This is a genomic window from Microvirga arsenatis, assembly GCF_009910705.1.
Classification (GTDB): Bacteria; Pseudomonadota; Alphaproteobacteria; order Rhizobiales; family Beijerinckiaceae; genus Microvirga; species Microvirga arsenatis.
Window position 1 is genome coordinate 69,123 of record NZ_JAAAXJ010000002.1, and the last position, 15,106, is coordinate 84,228.

The following is a 15,106-nucleotide window of genomic DNA, read 5'->3' on the forward strand; positions in this document are numbered from 1 at the left end:
AGAGTTCGATGCGCAGTTATCTCGATTTCGAAAAGCCCGTCGCTGAGCTGGAAGCCAAGGTCGAGGAGCTTCGGGCGCTCGGTGAGAACCGGGACGCCGTCTCCATCGCCGACGACATCTCGCGCCTGGAGGTGAAGGCCGCCGACGCCCTGAAGGATCTCTATGCCAGGCTCACGCCCTGGCAGAAGACCCTTGTCGCGCGCCACCCCCAGCGGCCGCATTTCGTCGATTACTGCGCCGGGCTCATCACCGAGTTCACCCCCCTTGCCGGGGACCGCAAGTTCGCCGAGGACGAGGCCATCGTGGGCGGCTTCGGGCGCTTCCGCGGCCAGCCCGTCTGCGTCATGGGCCAGGAGAAGGGCCACAACACCGAAACCCGCATCCGGCACAATTTCGGCATGGCCCGTCCGGAGGGCTACCGCAAGGCCGTGCGCCTGATGGAGATGGCCGACCGCTTCGGCCTGCCGGTGATCTCCTTCGTTGACACCGCCGGAGCCTATCCGGGCATCGAGGCGGAGGAGCGCGGCCAGGCCGAGGCCATCGCCCGTTCCACCGAGATGCAGCTGGCGCTCGGCGTCCCCAACGTCGCCGTCGTGATCGGCGAGGGCGGCTCGGGCGGCGCCATCGCGATCGCCACCGCCAACAAGGTGCTGATGCTGGAGCACGCCATCTACAGCGTGATCTCGCCGGAAGGGGCGGCCTCGATCCTCTGGCGCGATGCGGCCCGGGCCCAGGATGCGGCCACCAACATGAAGATCACGGCTCAGGACCTTCTGCGCCTCGGCATCATCGACGGAATCGTGGCCGAGCCCGTGGGCGGCGCCCACCGCGACCCGCAGGCGGCGATCCAGGCCACCGGCAACGCCATCGAGGAAGCCCTGCACGATCTGGGCAACATGGGCCCGGCCGAGATCCGGGACCACCGGGCCGACAAGTTCCTCGCCATCGGCCGCAAGCTCTAGGACGCAGGCTCTCCCGGGCTACGGGGCCCGCCCCGGCCCCGGCAGAAGGCCCTTTTCTCCTCCGACAGGGGTCAAAACCCACCGGCGGGGAATTTTTTACCCTCCCTTAACCCTATCCCCACAACGGCTCTGCTTGCAGTAAGGGCCGGTTAAGGCTAACGATCTAGGGGTAAAGGGGAACTGCCCGGCGGCGTTGCCGGGCAGATCAAGAATTGCGGGGTCCCCATGATGAAGCGTATCGCATTGGCTGCGAGCCTGGCGCTCGCGCTTGCCGCTTGCCAGGATGATCAGCTTTCCCGTGGCTCCACGCGCCACCTTGTGCCGATCCCGGCCGCCACCATGGCTCTGATGTCCACCAAGGGCATGTCCAAGGAAGACCCGATCCTGATCCGGGCTTACAAGAAGGAATCGGAGCTGGAGATCTGGAAGCGCAGCTCCAACGGGAAGTACGCGCTCCTCAAGACCTACCCCATCTGCCGCTGGTCCGGCCAGCTCGGTCCGAAGACCCGCGAGGGCGACCGCCAGGTGCCGGAGGGCTTCTACACGGTCACCCCGGCGCAGATGAACCCGAACTCGAATTTCTATCTGTCGTTCGACACCGGCTATCCGAACGCCCTTGACCGCTCGCTCGGCCGCAACGGCGGCGACATCATGGTGCACGGCTCGTGCTCGTCGCGCGGCTGCTTCGCCATGACCGACCAGAACGTGGCCGAGATCTACGCCATTGCCCGCGAGGCGCTCAGCGCCGGCCAGCGCGGCTTCCAGTTCCAGTCCTACCCGTTCCGGATGACCCCCGAGAACCTGGCCAAGCACCGCCTCGACCAGAACATCGCCTTCTGGAAGAACCTGAAGGAAGGCTCCGATACCTTCGAGGTCACGAAGGAAGAGGTGCGGGTCGCGGTCGGCCGCGGTCGCTACGAGTTCAACATGGATCCCGACACGGCAGCCGCCGTGGCGCAGAAGCGGGCTCAGGACGAGCAGCAGGTTGCGGAACTCGTCGCCAAGGGCGAGAAGCCGATCAAGCTCGTCTATCATGACGGCGACACCCACGAATCCTTCCGCACCGCGCTCGCCAACGTGACCGGCGTGTCCGACAGCAAGCTTGGCTACGTGAGCCGCGTCGAGGGCATTTCCTCGGGGCCGCAGGTGATCGCCCTCAACGAAGCCGGCAAGGAGAAGCCGGAGACGCCGCCGACGGCGCTCGCCTTCGCCTCCATGAAGGAGGTTCCGGCCTCGCAGCCCGAAACCCGCAAGGCCGTGACGGAGCAGACGGCTCCCGTTGCCGCCGCCGCGGCCTCGCAGGAGACGCCGTTCTACAAGAGGATGTTCGGCGGCGTGGCCGACCTCTTCAGCTCCTCCTCGTCACAGCCGCCGGTCGCGGAGGCGGCCCAGGTAGCGCCCGCCGCACCGGCTGCCCCCGCCAAGCCCGTGCCGCAGAAGCGGGCCGAGGGCGCGGCGGCCGTGAAGGTGGCGAAAGCCAACTGATCCGCCTCACGGGCACGATATGAGAAAGCCCGCCTCACCGGCGGGCTTTTTGCTGCACTCTCCACCCATCTCTGACGCACCAGACCTGCCTTCTGTTCTCCGCAGGCACCGATTGAGCCCACGGGAAAAGCAAACGCCGCCCGATGGGCGGCGCTTGAAGGCTTGGTCTGGTGTGCCGGGTTCACCCGAACAGGGCGTCGATGGCGTCCTGGGAGGTGCGGTTGGGATCGTTGTCGAGGGCCGGTCCGTTCAGGAGCGCTTCGTCTCCTTCCCGCTCCGGCAGCTGGAGTGCTTCCACGTCGCTGAAGCTGTCCAGGCCGCCCCAGATCTGCACCATCCGGTTCACGCGCTCCTCGATGAACTTCATCGAGCCCACGACCTTGCTGATGCGCTGGCCCGTAATGTCCTGGAAGTTGCAGGCCTCGAAGATCGTGATCACCCGGTCGGAGATCCGCTGGGCCAGTTCGGCATCCTCGCCCGCAAGGCGCGGTGCGAGTTGGCTCGTGATCTCATCGATCTCCTCGGCCGCCGTCAGGATGTTGTGGGTGGCCGCTTCCGTGCCGGAGACCACGGCACCCAGCTCGTCGGTGACGCTGGTCACCTGGCCGCCCGGCGTGCGGGAATGCAGGGTGGCGATCTCCTGCTTGGTGCGCTGGATCGACTCGGTGATGGCGTCGAGCTCTTCCTTGAGATGAAGAGCCTCGCGCAGATCGCTCTTGATCTGGTCCAGAAGGGCCTTCGAGGCCCCGCTGCTCGGCTCGAGGGCCGCATGGATAGCGGTGAGGCCGCGCATGATCTCGGCGTGACGCCGGGCCGCGACGCTCTCGCGCGATTGAGCCAGGAGGTCGAGGCTCAAGGGGTCGAAGGAAGCAGGTGGCGGCAGGCGCATGGCGGCTACTCACCCAGGACGGCGGCGATCTTCGAGCGCAGGGTCTCCGCATTGAAGGGCTTGACGATGTAGTTGTTGACGCCAGCCTGCTTGGCAGCGACCACGTTCTCGGTCTTCGCCTCTGCGGTGATCATGATGAAGGGGAGGCTGTTGAGCTCCGCGTCGGCGCGCACCTTCTGCAGGAGCTCGAAGCCGGTCATGGGCGCCATGTTCCAGTCGGAGATCACCAGACCGTACTTCTTCTCCTTGAGCTTCCCGAGGGCCTCGGAGCCGTCCTTGGCCTCGTCGACGTCGTTGAAGCCGATCTGCTTCAGGAGGTTGCGGATGATGCGCAGCATCGTCTGATAATCGTCGACGATGAGCACCGGAAGAGCCGTATTCAATGCCATAATGTTTCAGTCCGTTGAGTAAGGTGGAGACCGAGGCAGGATCATGCCCCATATCTCTTCAGAAAAGGTTGCAACCTCACTCTACGGAACCATGCTTGCGCGATGCTTGCATGGCTGGGAACGGCCCGCCGAGCCGATCCACTCTTGGATCCGATGCTTCAGTGCCGCAGGCCTGGGGCCTCCTGCCCGGTGCGTGCCACGTATTCGGTGTAGCCGCCGCCATACTGGTGGATGCCCTCCGGCGTGAGTTCCAGGACCCGGTTGGACAGGGCGCTGAGGAAGTGGCGGTCGTGGGAGACAAAGAGCATGGTGCCCTCGTACTTGGACAGCGCCTCGATCAGCATCTCCTTCGTCGCCATGTCCAGATGGTTCGTGGGCTCGTCGAGAACCAAGAAATTCGGCGGGTCGTAGAGCATCTTCGCCATGACGAGGCGCGCCTTCTCGCCGCCCGAGAGCACCCGGCACTTCTTCTCCGCGTCGTCGCCCGAGAAGCCGAAGCAGCCGGCAAGCGTGCGCAAGGAGCCCTGCCCGGCCTGCGGGAAGGAATCCTCCAAGAACTCGAACACCGTGCGGTCGCCGTCCAGCACCTCCATGGCGTGCTGGGCGAAATAGCCCATCTTCACGCTGGCGCCGATGGTGACGGATCCCTCGTCGGGCGCGGCGGCCCCCGTCACGAGCTTCAGGAGCGTTGACTTGCCTGCGCCGTTGATGCCCATGACGCACCAGCGCTCCTTGCGGCGCACCCCGAAATCCAATCCCTCGTAGATGCTGCGGCTGCCATAGCGCTTGTGGACGTTCTTCAGGACGACCACGTCGTCGCCCGAGCGCGGGGCCGGCAGGAACTCGAAGGCCACGGATTGCCGGCGCTTGGGCGGCTCCACGCGGTCGATCTTCTCCAGCTTCTTCACCCGGCTCTGCACCTGCGCCGCATGGGAGGCGCGCGCCTTGAAGCGTTCGATGAACTTGATCTCCTTGGCGAGCATCGCCTGCTGGCGCTCGTACTGGGCCTGCTGCTGCTGCTCGCTGAGCGCGCGCTGCTGCTCGTAGAACTCGTAGTCGCCGGAATAGGTGGTGAGCGCGCCGCCGTCGATCTCGATGATCTTGTTGACGATGCGGTTCATGAAGGCGCGGTCGTGCGAGGTCATCAGCAGCGCGCCGTCATAGCCCTTGAGGAAGTCCTCAAGCCAGATGAGGCTCTCGATGTCGAGATGGTTGCTCGGCTCGTCGAGGAGCATCACGTCGGGGCGCATGAGCAGGATGCGGGCGAGCGCCACGCGCATCTTCCAGCCGCCGGACAGGGCGCCCACGTCACCGTCCATCATCTCCTGGGAGAAGCCCAGCCCCGCCAGCACCTCGCGCGCCCGGCCTTCCAGCGAATAGCCGTCGAGCTCCTCGTAGCGTGCCTGCACCTCGCCGTAGCGCTCGATGATGGTGTCGAGCTCGCCCGCCCTCTCTGGATCGACCATGGCGGCCTCCAGCGCACGCAGCTCCGCCGCCACGGCGCTCACGGGTCCTGCGCCCTCCATCACCTCGGCGACGGAGCTGCGGCCCGCCATCTCGCCCACATCCTGGCTGAAATAGCCGATGGTGATCCCGCGATCGACGGAGATCTGCCCCTCGTCCGGCTGCTCCTCCCGGGTGATCATGCGAAAGAGCGTGGTCTTGCCCGCGCCGTTGGGGCCGACCAGGCCGATTTTCTCCCCCTTCTGGAGCGTGCCCGAGGCCTCGATGAAGAGGATCCGGTGGCTGTTCTGCTTGCTGACGTTCTCGATGCGAATCATGGATCTTTGAGGCTTGAAAAGGTGACGACGGCCTTATGGCACGGGCGGCGTAGCAAAAGCCCGGCCACGGGGCCGGGCTTTGCATGAGGCGGTTCAGATTGTGGCGGCTTAAGCCACGAACTGCCCGTGGCAGTGCTTGAACTTCTTGCCCGAGCCGCAGGGGCAGGGCTCGTTGCGGCTCACCCGGCCCCAGGTGGAGGGATCGTTCGGGTCGCGGCCCGACGAGGGCCGGGTTCCGGCATCGGCGGCGGCAAAGCCTCCGGCCGGGCCAGCCCCGAAGGCGCTCCCTTGCGGCATGTCGAACTCGTTCTCGCCGGTGGCCGGATCGAGATGCTGCGGGAACATGGGCGGCAGCTCCTGCGGCTCCGGCTGCTGGAACACCACCTGGATGCGCATGAGCTGGCCGGTCACCTGCTCGCGCAGGTGCCCGATCAGGGCGTTGAACAGCTCGAAGGCCTCGGACTTGTACTCGTTGAGCGGGTCGCGCTGGGCCATGCCGCGCCAGCCGATGACCTGGCGCAGGTGGTCGAGGGTCACGAGATGCTCGCGCCAGAGATGATCGAGGCTCTGGAGCAGAACCTGCTTCTCCACGTAGTTCATGACCTCGGAGGTGTTGGCCTCGACACGCTGCGCATAGGCCTCGTCGGCGGCCTTGGTGATGCGCTCGCGGATCTCGTCGTCGGCGATGCCCTCCTCCTTCGCCCATTCCTCGACCGGCAGGTCGAGGTTGAGGAAGTTGAGCACGTTCTGCTTGAGGCCTGCGATGTCCCACTGCTCGGGATAGGCCTGTTCGGGCATGGCGCGGGCGACGATGTCCTCGATCACGCCGTGGCGCATGTCGTCGATGGTCTCGCGCACGCTCTCCTGGGCCATGAACTCCTTGCGCTGCTCGAACACGACCTTGCGCTGGTCGTTCATGACGTTGTCGTATTTCAGGATGTTCTTGCGGATGTCGAAGTTGCGCGCCTCGACCTTCGCCTGCGCCCGTTCGATGGCCTTGTTGATCCACGGATGGATGATGGCCTCGCCTTCCTTCAGACCCAGCTTCTGCAGCATGCCGTCCATGCGGTCAGAGCCGAAGATGCGCATCAGGTCGTCCTGGAGCGACAGGTAGAACTTGGAGCGGCCCGGATCGCCCTGACGGCCGGAGCGGCCGCGCAGCTGGTTGTCGATGCGCCGCGACTCGTGGCGCTCGGTGCCGAGCACGTAAAGGCCGCCGGCGGCGAGCGCCTTCTCCTTGAAGGATGCGACCTCGTCGAGGATCTCCTTCTCGCGCCGCGCGCGCTCCTCGCCCTCGATGCCGGCAAGCTCGCGCTCGATGCGCATCTTGGCGTTGCCGCCGAGCTGGATGTCGGTGCCGCGGCCGGCCATGTTGGTGGCGATCGTAATCGCGCCTGGCACGCCGGCCTGGGCGACGATGAAGGCCTCCTGCTCGTGGAAGCGGGCGTTGAGCACCGCGAAGTGCTTGGTGCCGCGCCCCGCGCGGGCGTCCCGGTAGAGGGGTTCGAGGGCCTGTGGATCCTCGAAGTTGATGAGCTTGTAGCCCTCCTTGATCAGCATCTCGGCCAGAAGCTCGGACTTCTCGATGGATGTGGTGCCCACCAGGATCGGCTGCCCGCGGGCGGAGGACGCCTCGATGTCGCGGATCACCGCCTGGTAGCGCTCCTCCATGGTCCGGTAGACCTCGTCGTCCTCGTCGACACGGGCGACGGGGCGGTTGGTCGGGATCTCGACCACCTCCAGGTTGTAGATCTCAAGGAACTCGTCGGCCTCGGTCGCCGCCGTGCCGGTCATGCCGCCGAGCTTGTCGTAGAGGCGGAAGTAGTTCTGGAACGTGATGGAAGCGAGCGTCTGGTTCTCCGGCTGGACCTGGACACGCTCTTTGGCCTCGAGCGCCTGGTGCAGGCCTTCCGAGTAGCGGCGGCCCGGCATCATGCGGCCGGTGAACTCGTCGATGATCACCACCTCGCCGTTGCGGACGATGTAGTCCTTGTCGCGCTGGAACAGGGTGTGGGCGCGCAGCGCCTGGTTCATGTGGTGAACGAGGGTGGCGTTCTGGGCGTCGTAGAGATCGCCCTCCTTGAGCAGGCCCTCGGCGCGCAGAAGCTCCTCGATCTTCTCCGTGCCGGCCTCGGTCAGGGCCACGGAGCGCTGCTTCTCGTCCACCTCGTAATCGGCCTTGTCGAGGCGCGGGATGACCTTGTCGATGGCGTTGTAGAGGTCCGAGCGGTCGTCCAGCGGACCGGAGATGATGAGCGGGGTGCGGGCCTCATCGATGAGGATCGAGTCCACCTCGTCCACGATGGCGAAGTTGTGGCCCCGCTGGACCATCTGCGCCATCTCGTACTTCATGTTGTCGCGCAGGTAGTCGAAACCGTATTCGTTGTTGGTGCCGTAGGTGATGTCGGCCGCATAGGCCGCGGCGCGCTCGGAATCGTCGAGCCCGTGGACGATCACGCCGACCGAGAGCCCCAGGAAGCGGTAGATCTGGCCCATCCACTCCGCGTCGCGGCGGGCGAGGTAGTCGTTCACGGTCACCACGTGGACGCCCTTGCCGGCGAGCGCGTTCAGGTAGACCGGCAGGGTCGCCACCAGGGTCTTGCCCTCGCCGGTGCGCATCTCGGCGATGGCGCCCTCGTGGAGGACCATGCCGCCGATGAGCTGGACGTCGAAGTGGCGTTGGCCGAGGGTGCGCTTGGCGGCCTCGCGGACGGTGGCGAAGGCGGGGACCAGGATGTCGTCCAGGGTCTTGCCGGCGGCGAGCTGAGCCTTGAAGTCCGCCGTGCGGGCGCGGAGCTGCTCGTCGGACAGGGCCTCCAGCTCGGCCTCCATCGCGTTGATGGCCGCAATCCTGGGCCGGTAGGACTTCAGCCGGCGATCGTTGACCGAGCCAAAGATTTTCTTCGCGAGAGAACCGAACATCGGGAGCCTTCGAAATTCCGTAAAGAGACAAGGGGCGTTTGCGCCGCCTTATAGACCTAATCATGCCAGAGTGCATCTTAAAGCCTGTGCCGTCAGTGGCGCAGGCCCGAGCCCTGCCCGGAAGGGTCGTTCAAGACCCCGCGAGCGGCGATGCTGTGACATAAATATGCCATCACTTGCAAACGTAAACACATTCCGCCATCTGATCGTCGCTGTCCGTGGGCGACCACGCTCACCAGAGGAAACCCAATGTCCCGCTCACTTACGCTCCGGAAGAGCCTTCTGACCCTCGGCGCCGCCCTGCCGCTCCTGGCCGGCGCCGCCCTCGCCCAGACCCCCGCTCCCTCCTCGGCCCCCGCCACCTCGCCGGCGGCCGTTCCCGCCGTGGACCCCGCCAAGGTGGTGGCCCGCGTCAACGGCATCGAGATCACGGAGGGGGATCTCGCCATCGCGGCCGAGGACGCAGCCCTGCAGATGCCGAACGTGCCCGACGAGCAGAAGCGCGAGCTGCTCACCGGCTACCTGATCGACCTGAAGCTCGGCGCCAAGGCCGCCGAGGCGGCCAAGGTCGGCAACGGGGCCGAATTCGCCCGCAAGCTCGCCTACAACCGGGACAAGACCCTGCTCGACGCCTATCTCGACCAGGAGGCCAAGAAGGCCGTGACTCCGGAGGCCGCCCGCAAGCTCTACGACGAGACGGTCAAGAGCATCCCGGCCGAACAGGAGGTCCGTGCCCGTCATATCCTCGTGGAGAACGAGGACGAGGCGAAGAAGATCGCCACCCGCGTGAAGGGCGGCGAGGACTTCGCCAAGGTGGCCGGCGAGGTCTCCAAGGACCCCGGCTCGAAGACCGACGGCGGCGACCTCGGCTTCTTCACCAAGGACCGCATGGTCGAGCCCTTCGCCGAGGCTGCCTTCAAGCTCGAGCCCGGCCAGATCTCCGAGCCGGTGAAGAGCCAGTTCGGCTGGCACGTGATCAAGGTCGAGGAGAAGCGCACCAAGCCGGCGCCGAGCTTCGAGGAGACGAAGGACCAGGTGGAGACCTACCTCGCCCGCAAGGCGCAGCAGGACCTGATCCTCGGCCTGCGCAAGAACGCCAAGATCGAGCGCCTGGACGACAAGGGCAACCTCGTCGAGCAGAAGCAGCAGTAAGCTTTTAAGGTTTTGGGCAAGTTCAAGGGCAGCCTAGGGGCTGCCCTTTTCATTTACCTGCCGCTCCACTGTCATCCCCGCGAAGGCGGGGATCCATAAGCACGACGGTCGAACGTGAAACACCAGGGCAGCCGCTTCGCTTGCCCTGCGACGTTAGTGTTTATGGATTCCGGGCTCCGCTAGCGGAGCCCGGAATGACAGTGCGGAGGAATCACTTGTTCTTCCGGCCCACCCGGCCCGGATCGACGCCGCCTTCCCGGTTGGTCTGGTTCTCGACATCGCCCTGAAAGGTGGAGCCGCCGTCGAGATCGCGCGGATCCTCGCCGCTCATGGTCGTGCCCTTCGAACGCCCGATGCCCGGATCGACTTCCAAATCGCTGCGGGGGCGCTGCTGCGGTTGGGTCTTGGGATGCTTGCCTGTCACGGGAGGCCTCCTTTGCTGTCGGACCGGGTCAACGGCAGGGCCGGGGCGTCGTTCCGCGCCTGCGACAAGGCCCTTCGGTGAAGCTTGCACTTGACAAGAACCCTTAAAAAACCGCAGGTCGCGCTCGCAACGTCATATCTCCACAGCCTCTCCTCCGGGTGTCCCATGTCCAAGACCGTGTCGCCGCTTGCGCCCAAGTCGACCCCGACGCTTCCCGCTCTCGAGGGCGTCAGGATCGCGACGGCAGAGGCCGGCATCCGGTACAAGAACCGCACGGACGTGCTCTACGTGACCCTGCCCAAGGACACGGCGGTGGCCGGCGTCTTCACCCGCTCCAAGTGCCCCTCGGCCCCGGTGGACTGGTGCCGCAAGAACTTAGGCAAGGGCACGGCGCGGGCGCTGGTGGTGAACTCGGGCAACGCCAACGCCTTCACCGGCAAGAAGGGCGCCGAGGCCGTGAAGCTCACCGCCGACATCGCCGCCGAAGCGGCGGGCTGCCGCGCGTCCCAGGTGTTCATCGCCTCCACCGGCGTCATCGGCGAGCCGCTCGACGCCACGAAGTTCCAGGGCGTTCTGGAGGCCTGCGAGAAGAAGGCGAAGCCCACCGCCTGGCTCGATGCCGCCCGGGCGATCATGACCACCGACACCTTCCCGAAGGTGGCGACCCGCACCGCCACCATCGGCGGCGTTCCGGTCACGATCAACGGCATCGCCAAGGGCGCCGGCATGATCGCCCCCGACATGGCGACCATGCTCTCCTTCGTGTTCACCGATGCGCCCATCGCGGCCCCCGTTCTGCAGGCCCTGCTCAAGAAGGGCGCCGACAAGAGCTTCAACTGCGTGACGGTGGACAGCGACACCTCCACCTCCGACACGCTGCTCTTCTTTGCCACGGGCACCGCCGCCGCCAGGGGGGCGCCTTCGATCTCCCTGCCGAGCGACCGGCGCCTCAAGGAATTCCGGGCGGCGCTCGAGAGCCTGCTCTGCGACCTTGCCCAGCAGGTCGCCCGCGACGGCGAGGGCGCGCGCAAGTTCGTGACCGTGAAGGTGACCGGCGCCACGGGCGCGACCTCGGCCAAGCGCATCGCGATGGCCATCGCCAACTCCCCGCTGGTGAAGACCGCGGTGGCCGGCGAGGACGCCAACTGGGGCCGCGTGGTGATGGCCGTGGGCAAGGCGGGCGAGCCCGCCGAGCGGGACAAGCTCGCCATCTGGTTCGGCGACATCCGGGTGGCGGTGAAGGGCGCCCGCGATCCGGAGTACAGCGAGGAGAGGACCTCCGCCTACATGAAGGGCGACGAGATCACGATCCGCGTGGATCTCGGCCTCGGCCGCGGCGAGGCCACCGCCTGGACCTGCGACCTCACCAAGGCCTACGTGGAGATCAACGGCGACTACCGGAGCTGATCAGAAGCTTGGAACAACAGTGATCTTCCGTTTAACGGAAACCTTCATCGGACCTCCATACTGATCCTTGCCGATGTAGGTATAGGTGAACTCATCAGGTCCTTGATAGCCAGGCTTGGCGACGTAAACAGGTCTCAAGTTCTGCACGCTAGCCCGGCCGGTTTTGGGCTGCTGAGTGATTTGCACATCTTCGATGGCCCCGGGAACGCCACTGACGCCGAATCCACAGCCTGTTCCTGCCTTGACTGTCAGCGGCACCTCGATTTCTGCAAGGTTGCCGGGAATGATGAATGCTGGTCCTTTGCACTCGGCCCGGGCGACACCGGCAAATCCCATGACCGCACCGCAGAGTGCAGCCGCCCCCATCCTGATCCTCGAAACCATAACATGCACCCATGCGTTATGTTGCAGCATTAACATACATGATGATCTTTGCCTGACTAGTCGTGTTGCGTTTGCCCGCAAGTCTTGAGAAGGAGTGAAGCCATGACCCGTGCTCCATTTCCTCTCAAGCTCACCCTCGTCGTTGCCGTCGCCCTGATCGACGCGGATAACCGCATCCTCCTGGCCCAGCGACCCGAAGGGAAGCAGCTCGCGGGCCTGTGGGAGTTTCCCGGCGGAAAGGTCGAGCCGGGCGAGCGGCCGGAAGAGACGCTGATCCGGGAGCTCTCCGAGGAGCTCGGGATCGCCGTGAAGGAGCCCTGCCTCGCGCCGCTCACCTTCGCGAGCTATCCCTACGAGACCTTCCACCTGCTCATGCCGCTCTATGTCTGCCGGCGCTGGGAGGGCTTCGTGCAGCCGCTCGAAGGGCAGGCGCTCAAATGGGTGAAGGCGGGGGAGCTGCGCCACTACCCCATGCCGCCGGCGGACGAGCCGCTGATTCCCTTCCTCGTCGATCTCCTGGTCTGAGGTCGCGCATGTCCGCCCCCGCCGGGGAAGCCGGCACGCTTCCCGCAGCCCCGACCCCGGTCTTCATGGCGACGAACCTCCTCGTCTGCTCGATGCTGTGGTCCACCTCCTTCCTGTTCATCAAGCTGAGCGGAGACATAAACCCTTTCGTGCTGGCCGCCATCCGTGGCCTCATCGGTGCGTCCGCCTTGGCCTTGTGGTTCGCCGTGCAGGCCAAGAGCTTCCGCCCCGATAACGGCCAATGGCACCATTGGGTGATTCTCGGTGCCCTTAACGGCTGGATCCCGAACGTCTTGACGGCACATGCGCTGACCCAGATCGGAACCGCTCCTGCGGCCATGATCCAGGCGTCCGGACCGCTCATCGTCGCGGTTCTGTCGCACCTGCTTTACGCGGACGAGCGGCTGACCCCGCGTCGCTTCGTGGGCGTCGTCGTTGGCCTCGCAGGCATGGGTATTCTCATCGGGCCTGCAGCTCTGCCGGACAGCGGCATCAGCGCCCGGGGCGCGCTGACGATGGTGGCGACCGCCCTCAGCTATGCGACGGCGAACCTTTATGTTCGCTCGATCAGGCAAGCGGACCCGGCCCGGCTCGCCCTCGGTCAGCAGATCTGCTCCGCCATTCCGGCGACCGCGCTGGCGCTCGTCGTCGCAGGCCCTTCCACTTTCGCGGCCGTGCCCGGCAGCGCGGCCCCGCTGCTGGCGCTCGGCATCGTCTCGACCGCCCTGCCCATCCTGCTCTTCATGCGGCTCATCCGCCGCGCCGGTCCGACCCGGGCCTCGATGGTCGGCTATCTCCAGCCGGTCTGGACGGCGGCTCTCGCGGTTCTCTTCCTGAACGAGCGGATCGGCCTGCGCGAGATGATCGGCGGAGCCGTGGTGCTGACGGGCGTTGCGCTCGTGTCCTTGAGCGGCCGGCTCGGACGCGTGCGCTGATCGGCGGCGGCGCCACGCTGAGACCATTGCCCGCCTGCAGCGTTAGGGACACGTCCTCAGGAGGCCTTCCATGGACCGCAGGGATTTCAACAACGCGCTGACCGTTGCCGGCTTTGCCGCCGGGGTCGTCTCCCTCGGCGCCTTGATCACGGTGATGCTGGCCTACGGCTGACCGCCCGCGCAGCCCTCAAGGCCCCTGGAGCATCGCGAGGGCCTCGCGCGTCGCCGGCGGGATCTCCACCGGCCGCTGGGTGGCGCGGTCCACATAGACATGGACGAAATGCCCCTGCGCCGCCGCCAGCGCCGAACCCTTCTTGAAGATCCCGATCCGGTAGCGCACGGATGAGCGCCCGAGATGGGCTACCGCCAGGCCGGCTTCGAGCGCGTCGGGAAAGGCGACGCTCTCGAAATAGCTGCAGCCCGACTCCACCACGAGACCGACGACAGGGCTCTCGGCAATGGCAAGAAGCCCCTTCTCCACAAGCCAGCCGTTCACCGCCGAGTCGAAATACGAGTAGTAGTGCACGTTGTTCACGTGCCCATAGGCGTCGTTGTCCATCCAGCGGGTGGCGATGGGGCGAAACAGCCGGAAGGCCGAGCGGTCGGCGCGCACGGGGCGGTCTGACATGGGGCCTCTCACCAGGCTGCGTCGTAGATCGCGCGCGCATCCTCGAGGGTGAGCGGACGCGGGTTGTTCACGAGAAGGCGGGTCTGCTTCATGGCGTCCTCCGCCATCATTGGCACCGCATCCTGTGGAATCCCGACGTCGCGCAGGCGCGGCTGCAGCCCGACCTTCGCGCAGAGGGAAGCCAGCGCCTCGACAAAGGCGGAGGCGCTGGCGCGGCCCTCGAGCTCGGGGAAAGCGTAAGGAGCGAGATCCGCGTACGACTTCTCGCATGCGCTCGCGTTGAAGCGCAGCACATGCGGCAGGACGAGAGCGTTGGACAGGCCATGCGGAATGCCGAAATGGCCGCCGATGGGATAGGCGAGCGCATGCACGGCCGCCACCGGCGAGTTGGCGAAGGCCTGGCCGGCCAGCATGGACCCCAACAGCATGGCGGAACGCGCCTCGAGGTCGCGGCCCTGATGCACGGCGCGCTCGATATTGCGGCCGAGCAGGCGCAGCGCCTCCTTCGCCAGCGCCTGCGAGACCGGGTTGTTGTTGGCGCTCGTGGAGGTATAGGCCTCGATGGCATGAACCATGGCGTCGATGCCGGTGGCCGCCGTCACATGCGGCGGCAGGCCGAGCGTGAGATCGGGGTCGAGCAGCGCGACGTCCGGAATGATGAGATGAGAGACCACGCCCTTCTTCTCGTGCGTGCCGGTGGTGACGATGGAGATCGGCGTCACCTCCGATCCGGTGCCTGCCGTCGTCGGGACGGCGAGCAGGGGCAGCCGCGGCCCTTTCGCGATGCCGACGCCGTAGATCTCGGACAGCGTCTCGCCGCTTGCGGCCAGCAGCGCCACGAGCTTGGCCACGTCGATGGAGGAGCCGCCGCCGAAGCCGATGACCGCCCGGGCATCGAACGCCCTGGCCTGCGCGACAGCCGCCAGCACCACCTCCTCCGGCGGGTCGGCCACGACGGCATCGAACACGTCGACGGCGATGCCCGCCTGCTCCAGCACATGGAGGGCCGGTGCGACGAGGCCCGCCTTCACGAGGCCTGCATCGGTCACGAGCGCCACCCGCGGCCCGAGGCGCTGGGCCGCGATCTCGCCCAGGCGCGCGATGCTGCCGGAGCCGAAGACGAGGGAGGGGGCGGTGTTGAAGGTGAACGGCTGCATGGGTTCTTCCCGAAATGGGACTTCTCTGCGCCGAAGATTGCCCCGGGCCCGAGGCTCCAGCAACCC

General features: G+C 66.3%; 14 protein-coding genes. 6 read left to right on the forward strand and 8 right to left on the reverse strand.

Translation table 11 applies throughout. The annotated features are described in order from the left end of the window. Positions 1-8: 8 nt before the first annotated feature. Both GR303_RS03620 and GR303_RS03625 read left to right on the forward strand, forming a co-directional pair. Positions 9-962, forward strand: coding sequence for an acetyl-CoA carboxylase carboxyltransferase subunit alpha (locus GR303_RS03620; RefSeq protein WP_161721360.1), 954 nt, complete (start codon positions 9-11; stop codon positions 960-962). 225 nt (positions 963-1,187) lie between these two features. Next, on the forward strand, positions 1,188-2,447 hold the full coding sequence (locus GR303_RS03625; RefSeq protein WP_161721359.1) for a L,D-transpeptidase family protein: 1,260 nt from the start codon (positions 1,188-1,190) through the stop codon (positions 2,445-2,447). Between the two features lie 181 nt (positions 2,448-2,628). On the opposite strand, the gene GR303_RS03630 is transcribed toward GR303_RS03625, so the two are convergent. The 4 genes from GR303_RS03630 to secA form a co-directional block, all read right to left on the reverse strand. Then, positions 2,629-3,336, reverse strand: coding sequence for a protein phosphatase CheZ (locus tag GR303_RS03630; RefSeq protein ID WP_161721358.1), 708 nt, complete (start codon positions 3,334-3,336; stop codon positions 2,629-2,631). 5 nt (positions 3,337-3,341) lie between these two features. Further along, on the reverse strand, positions 3,342-3,725 hold the full coding sequence (locus GR303_RS03635) for a response regulator (protein WP_161721357.1): 384 nt from the start codon (positions 3,723-3,725) through the stop codon (positions 3,342-3,344). 158 nt (positions 3,726-3,883) lie between these two features. Then, positions 3,884-5,506: an ABC-F family ATP-binding cassette domain-containing protein gene (locus GR303_RS03640; RefSeq protein ID WP_161721356.1), complete on the reverse strand. Its 1,623-nt coding sequence runs from the start codon at positions 5,504-5,506 to the stop codon at positions 3,884-3,886. Between the two features lie 108 nt (positions 5,507-5,614). Beyond that, entirely contained in the window at positions 5,615-8,428 is a 2,814-nt protein-coding gene (gene secA / locus GR303_RS03645) for a preprotein translocase subunit SecA (RefSeq protein WP_161721355.1), read from the reverse strand. Positions 8,429-8,677: 249 nt separating this feature from the next. On the opposite strand from secA, the gene GR303_RS03650 reads away from it, so the two are divergent. Next, positions 8,678-9,580, forward strand: coding sequence for a peptidylprolyl isomerase (locus tag GR303_RS03650; protein ID WP_201751884.1), 903 nt, complete (start codon positions 8,678-8,680; stop codon positions 9,578-9,580). Positions 9,581-9,791: 211 nt separating this feature from the next. On the opposite strand, the gene GR303_RS03655 is transcribed toward GR303_RS03650, so the two are convergent. Then, the gene (locus tag GR303_RS03655; RefSeq protein ID WP_161721354.1) at positions 9,792-10,004 is read right to left on the reverse strand and encodes a hypothetical protein; all 213 of its coding nucleotides are present in this window, start codon (positions 10,002-10,004) and stop codon (positions 9,792-9,794) included. 165 nt (positions 10,005-10,169) lie between these two features. Between GR303_RS03655 and argJ the strand changes: the two genes are divergently transcribed. Continuing rightward, positions 10,170-11,411, forward strand: coding sequence for a bifunctional glutamate N-acetyltransferase/amino-acid acetyltransferase ArgJ (argJ, locus tag GR303_RS03660; RefSeq protein ID WP_161721353.1), 1,242 nt, complete (start codon positions 10,170-10,172; stop codon positions 11,409-11,411). Here the strand turns inward: argJ and GR303_RS03665 are convergent, their stop codons facing one another. Next, positions 11,412-11,831: a hypothetical protein gene (locus tag GR303_RS03665; protein WP_161721352.1), complete on the reverse strand. Its 420-nt coding sequence runs from the start codon at positions 11,829-11,831 to the stop codon at positions 11,412-11,414. It abuts the gene before it with no gap. 66 nt (positions 11,832-11,897) lie between these two features. Between GR303_RS03665 and GR303_RS03670 the strand changes: the two genes are divergently transcribed. Both GR303_RS03670 and GR303_RS03675 read left to right on the forward strand, forming a co-directional pair. Further along, positions 11,898-12,320 (forward strand): (deoxy)nucleoside triphosphate pyrophosphohydrolase, encoded by a 423-nt coding sequence (locus GR303_RS03670; protein ID WP_161721351.1) that lies wholly within the window; start codon positions 11,898-11,900, stop codon positions 12,318-12,320. Between the two features lie 8 nt (positions 12,321-12,328). After that, entirely contained in the window at positions 12,329-13,255 is a 927-nt protein-coding gene (locus GR303_RS03675) for a DMT family transporter (RefSeq protein WP_161721350.1), read from the forward strand. A 187-nt stretch (positions 13,256-13,442) separates the two neighbouring features. Here GR303_RS03675 and GR303_RS03680 read toward each other — a convergent pair whose 3' ends face one another. Both GR303_RS03680 and GR303_RS03685 read right to left on the reverse strand, forming a co-directional pair. Next, a complete protein-coding gene (locus tag GR303_RS03680) occupies positions 13,443-13,883 on the reverse strand; it encodes an acyl-CoA thioesterase (protein WP_161721349.1) in 441 nt (146 codons plus the stop codon). Positions 13,884-13,891: 8 nt separating this feature from the next. Continuing rightward, complete coding sequence (locus GR303_RS03685) at positions 13,892-15,040, reverse strand: iron-containing alcohol dehydrogenase (protein WP_161721348.1); 1,149 nt, start codon at positions 15,038-15,040, stop codon at positions 13,892-13,894. Positions 15,041-15,106: the final 66 nt, after the last annotated feature.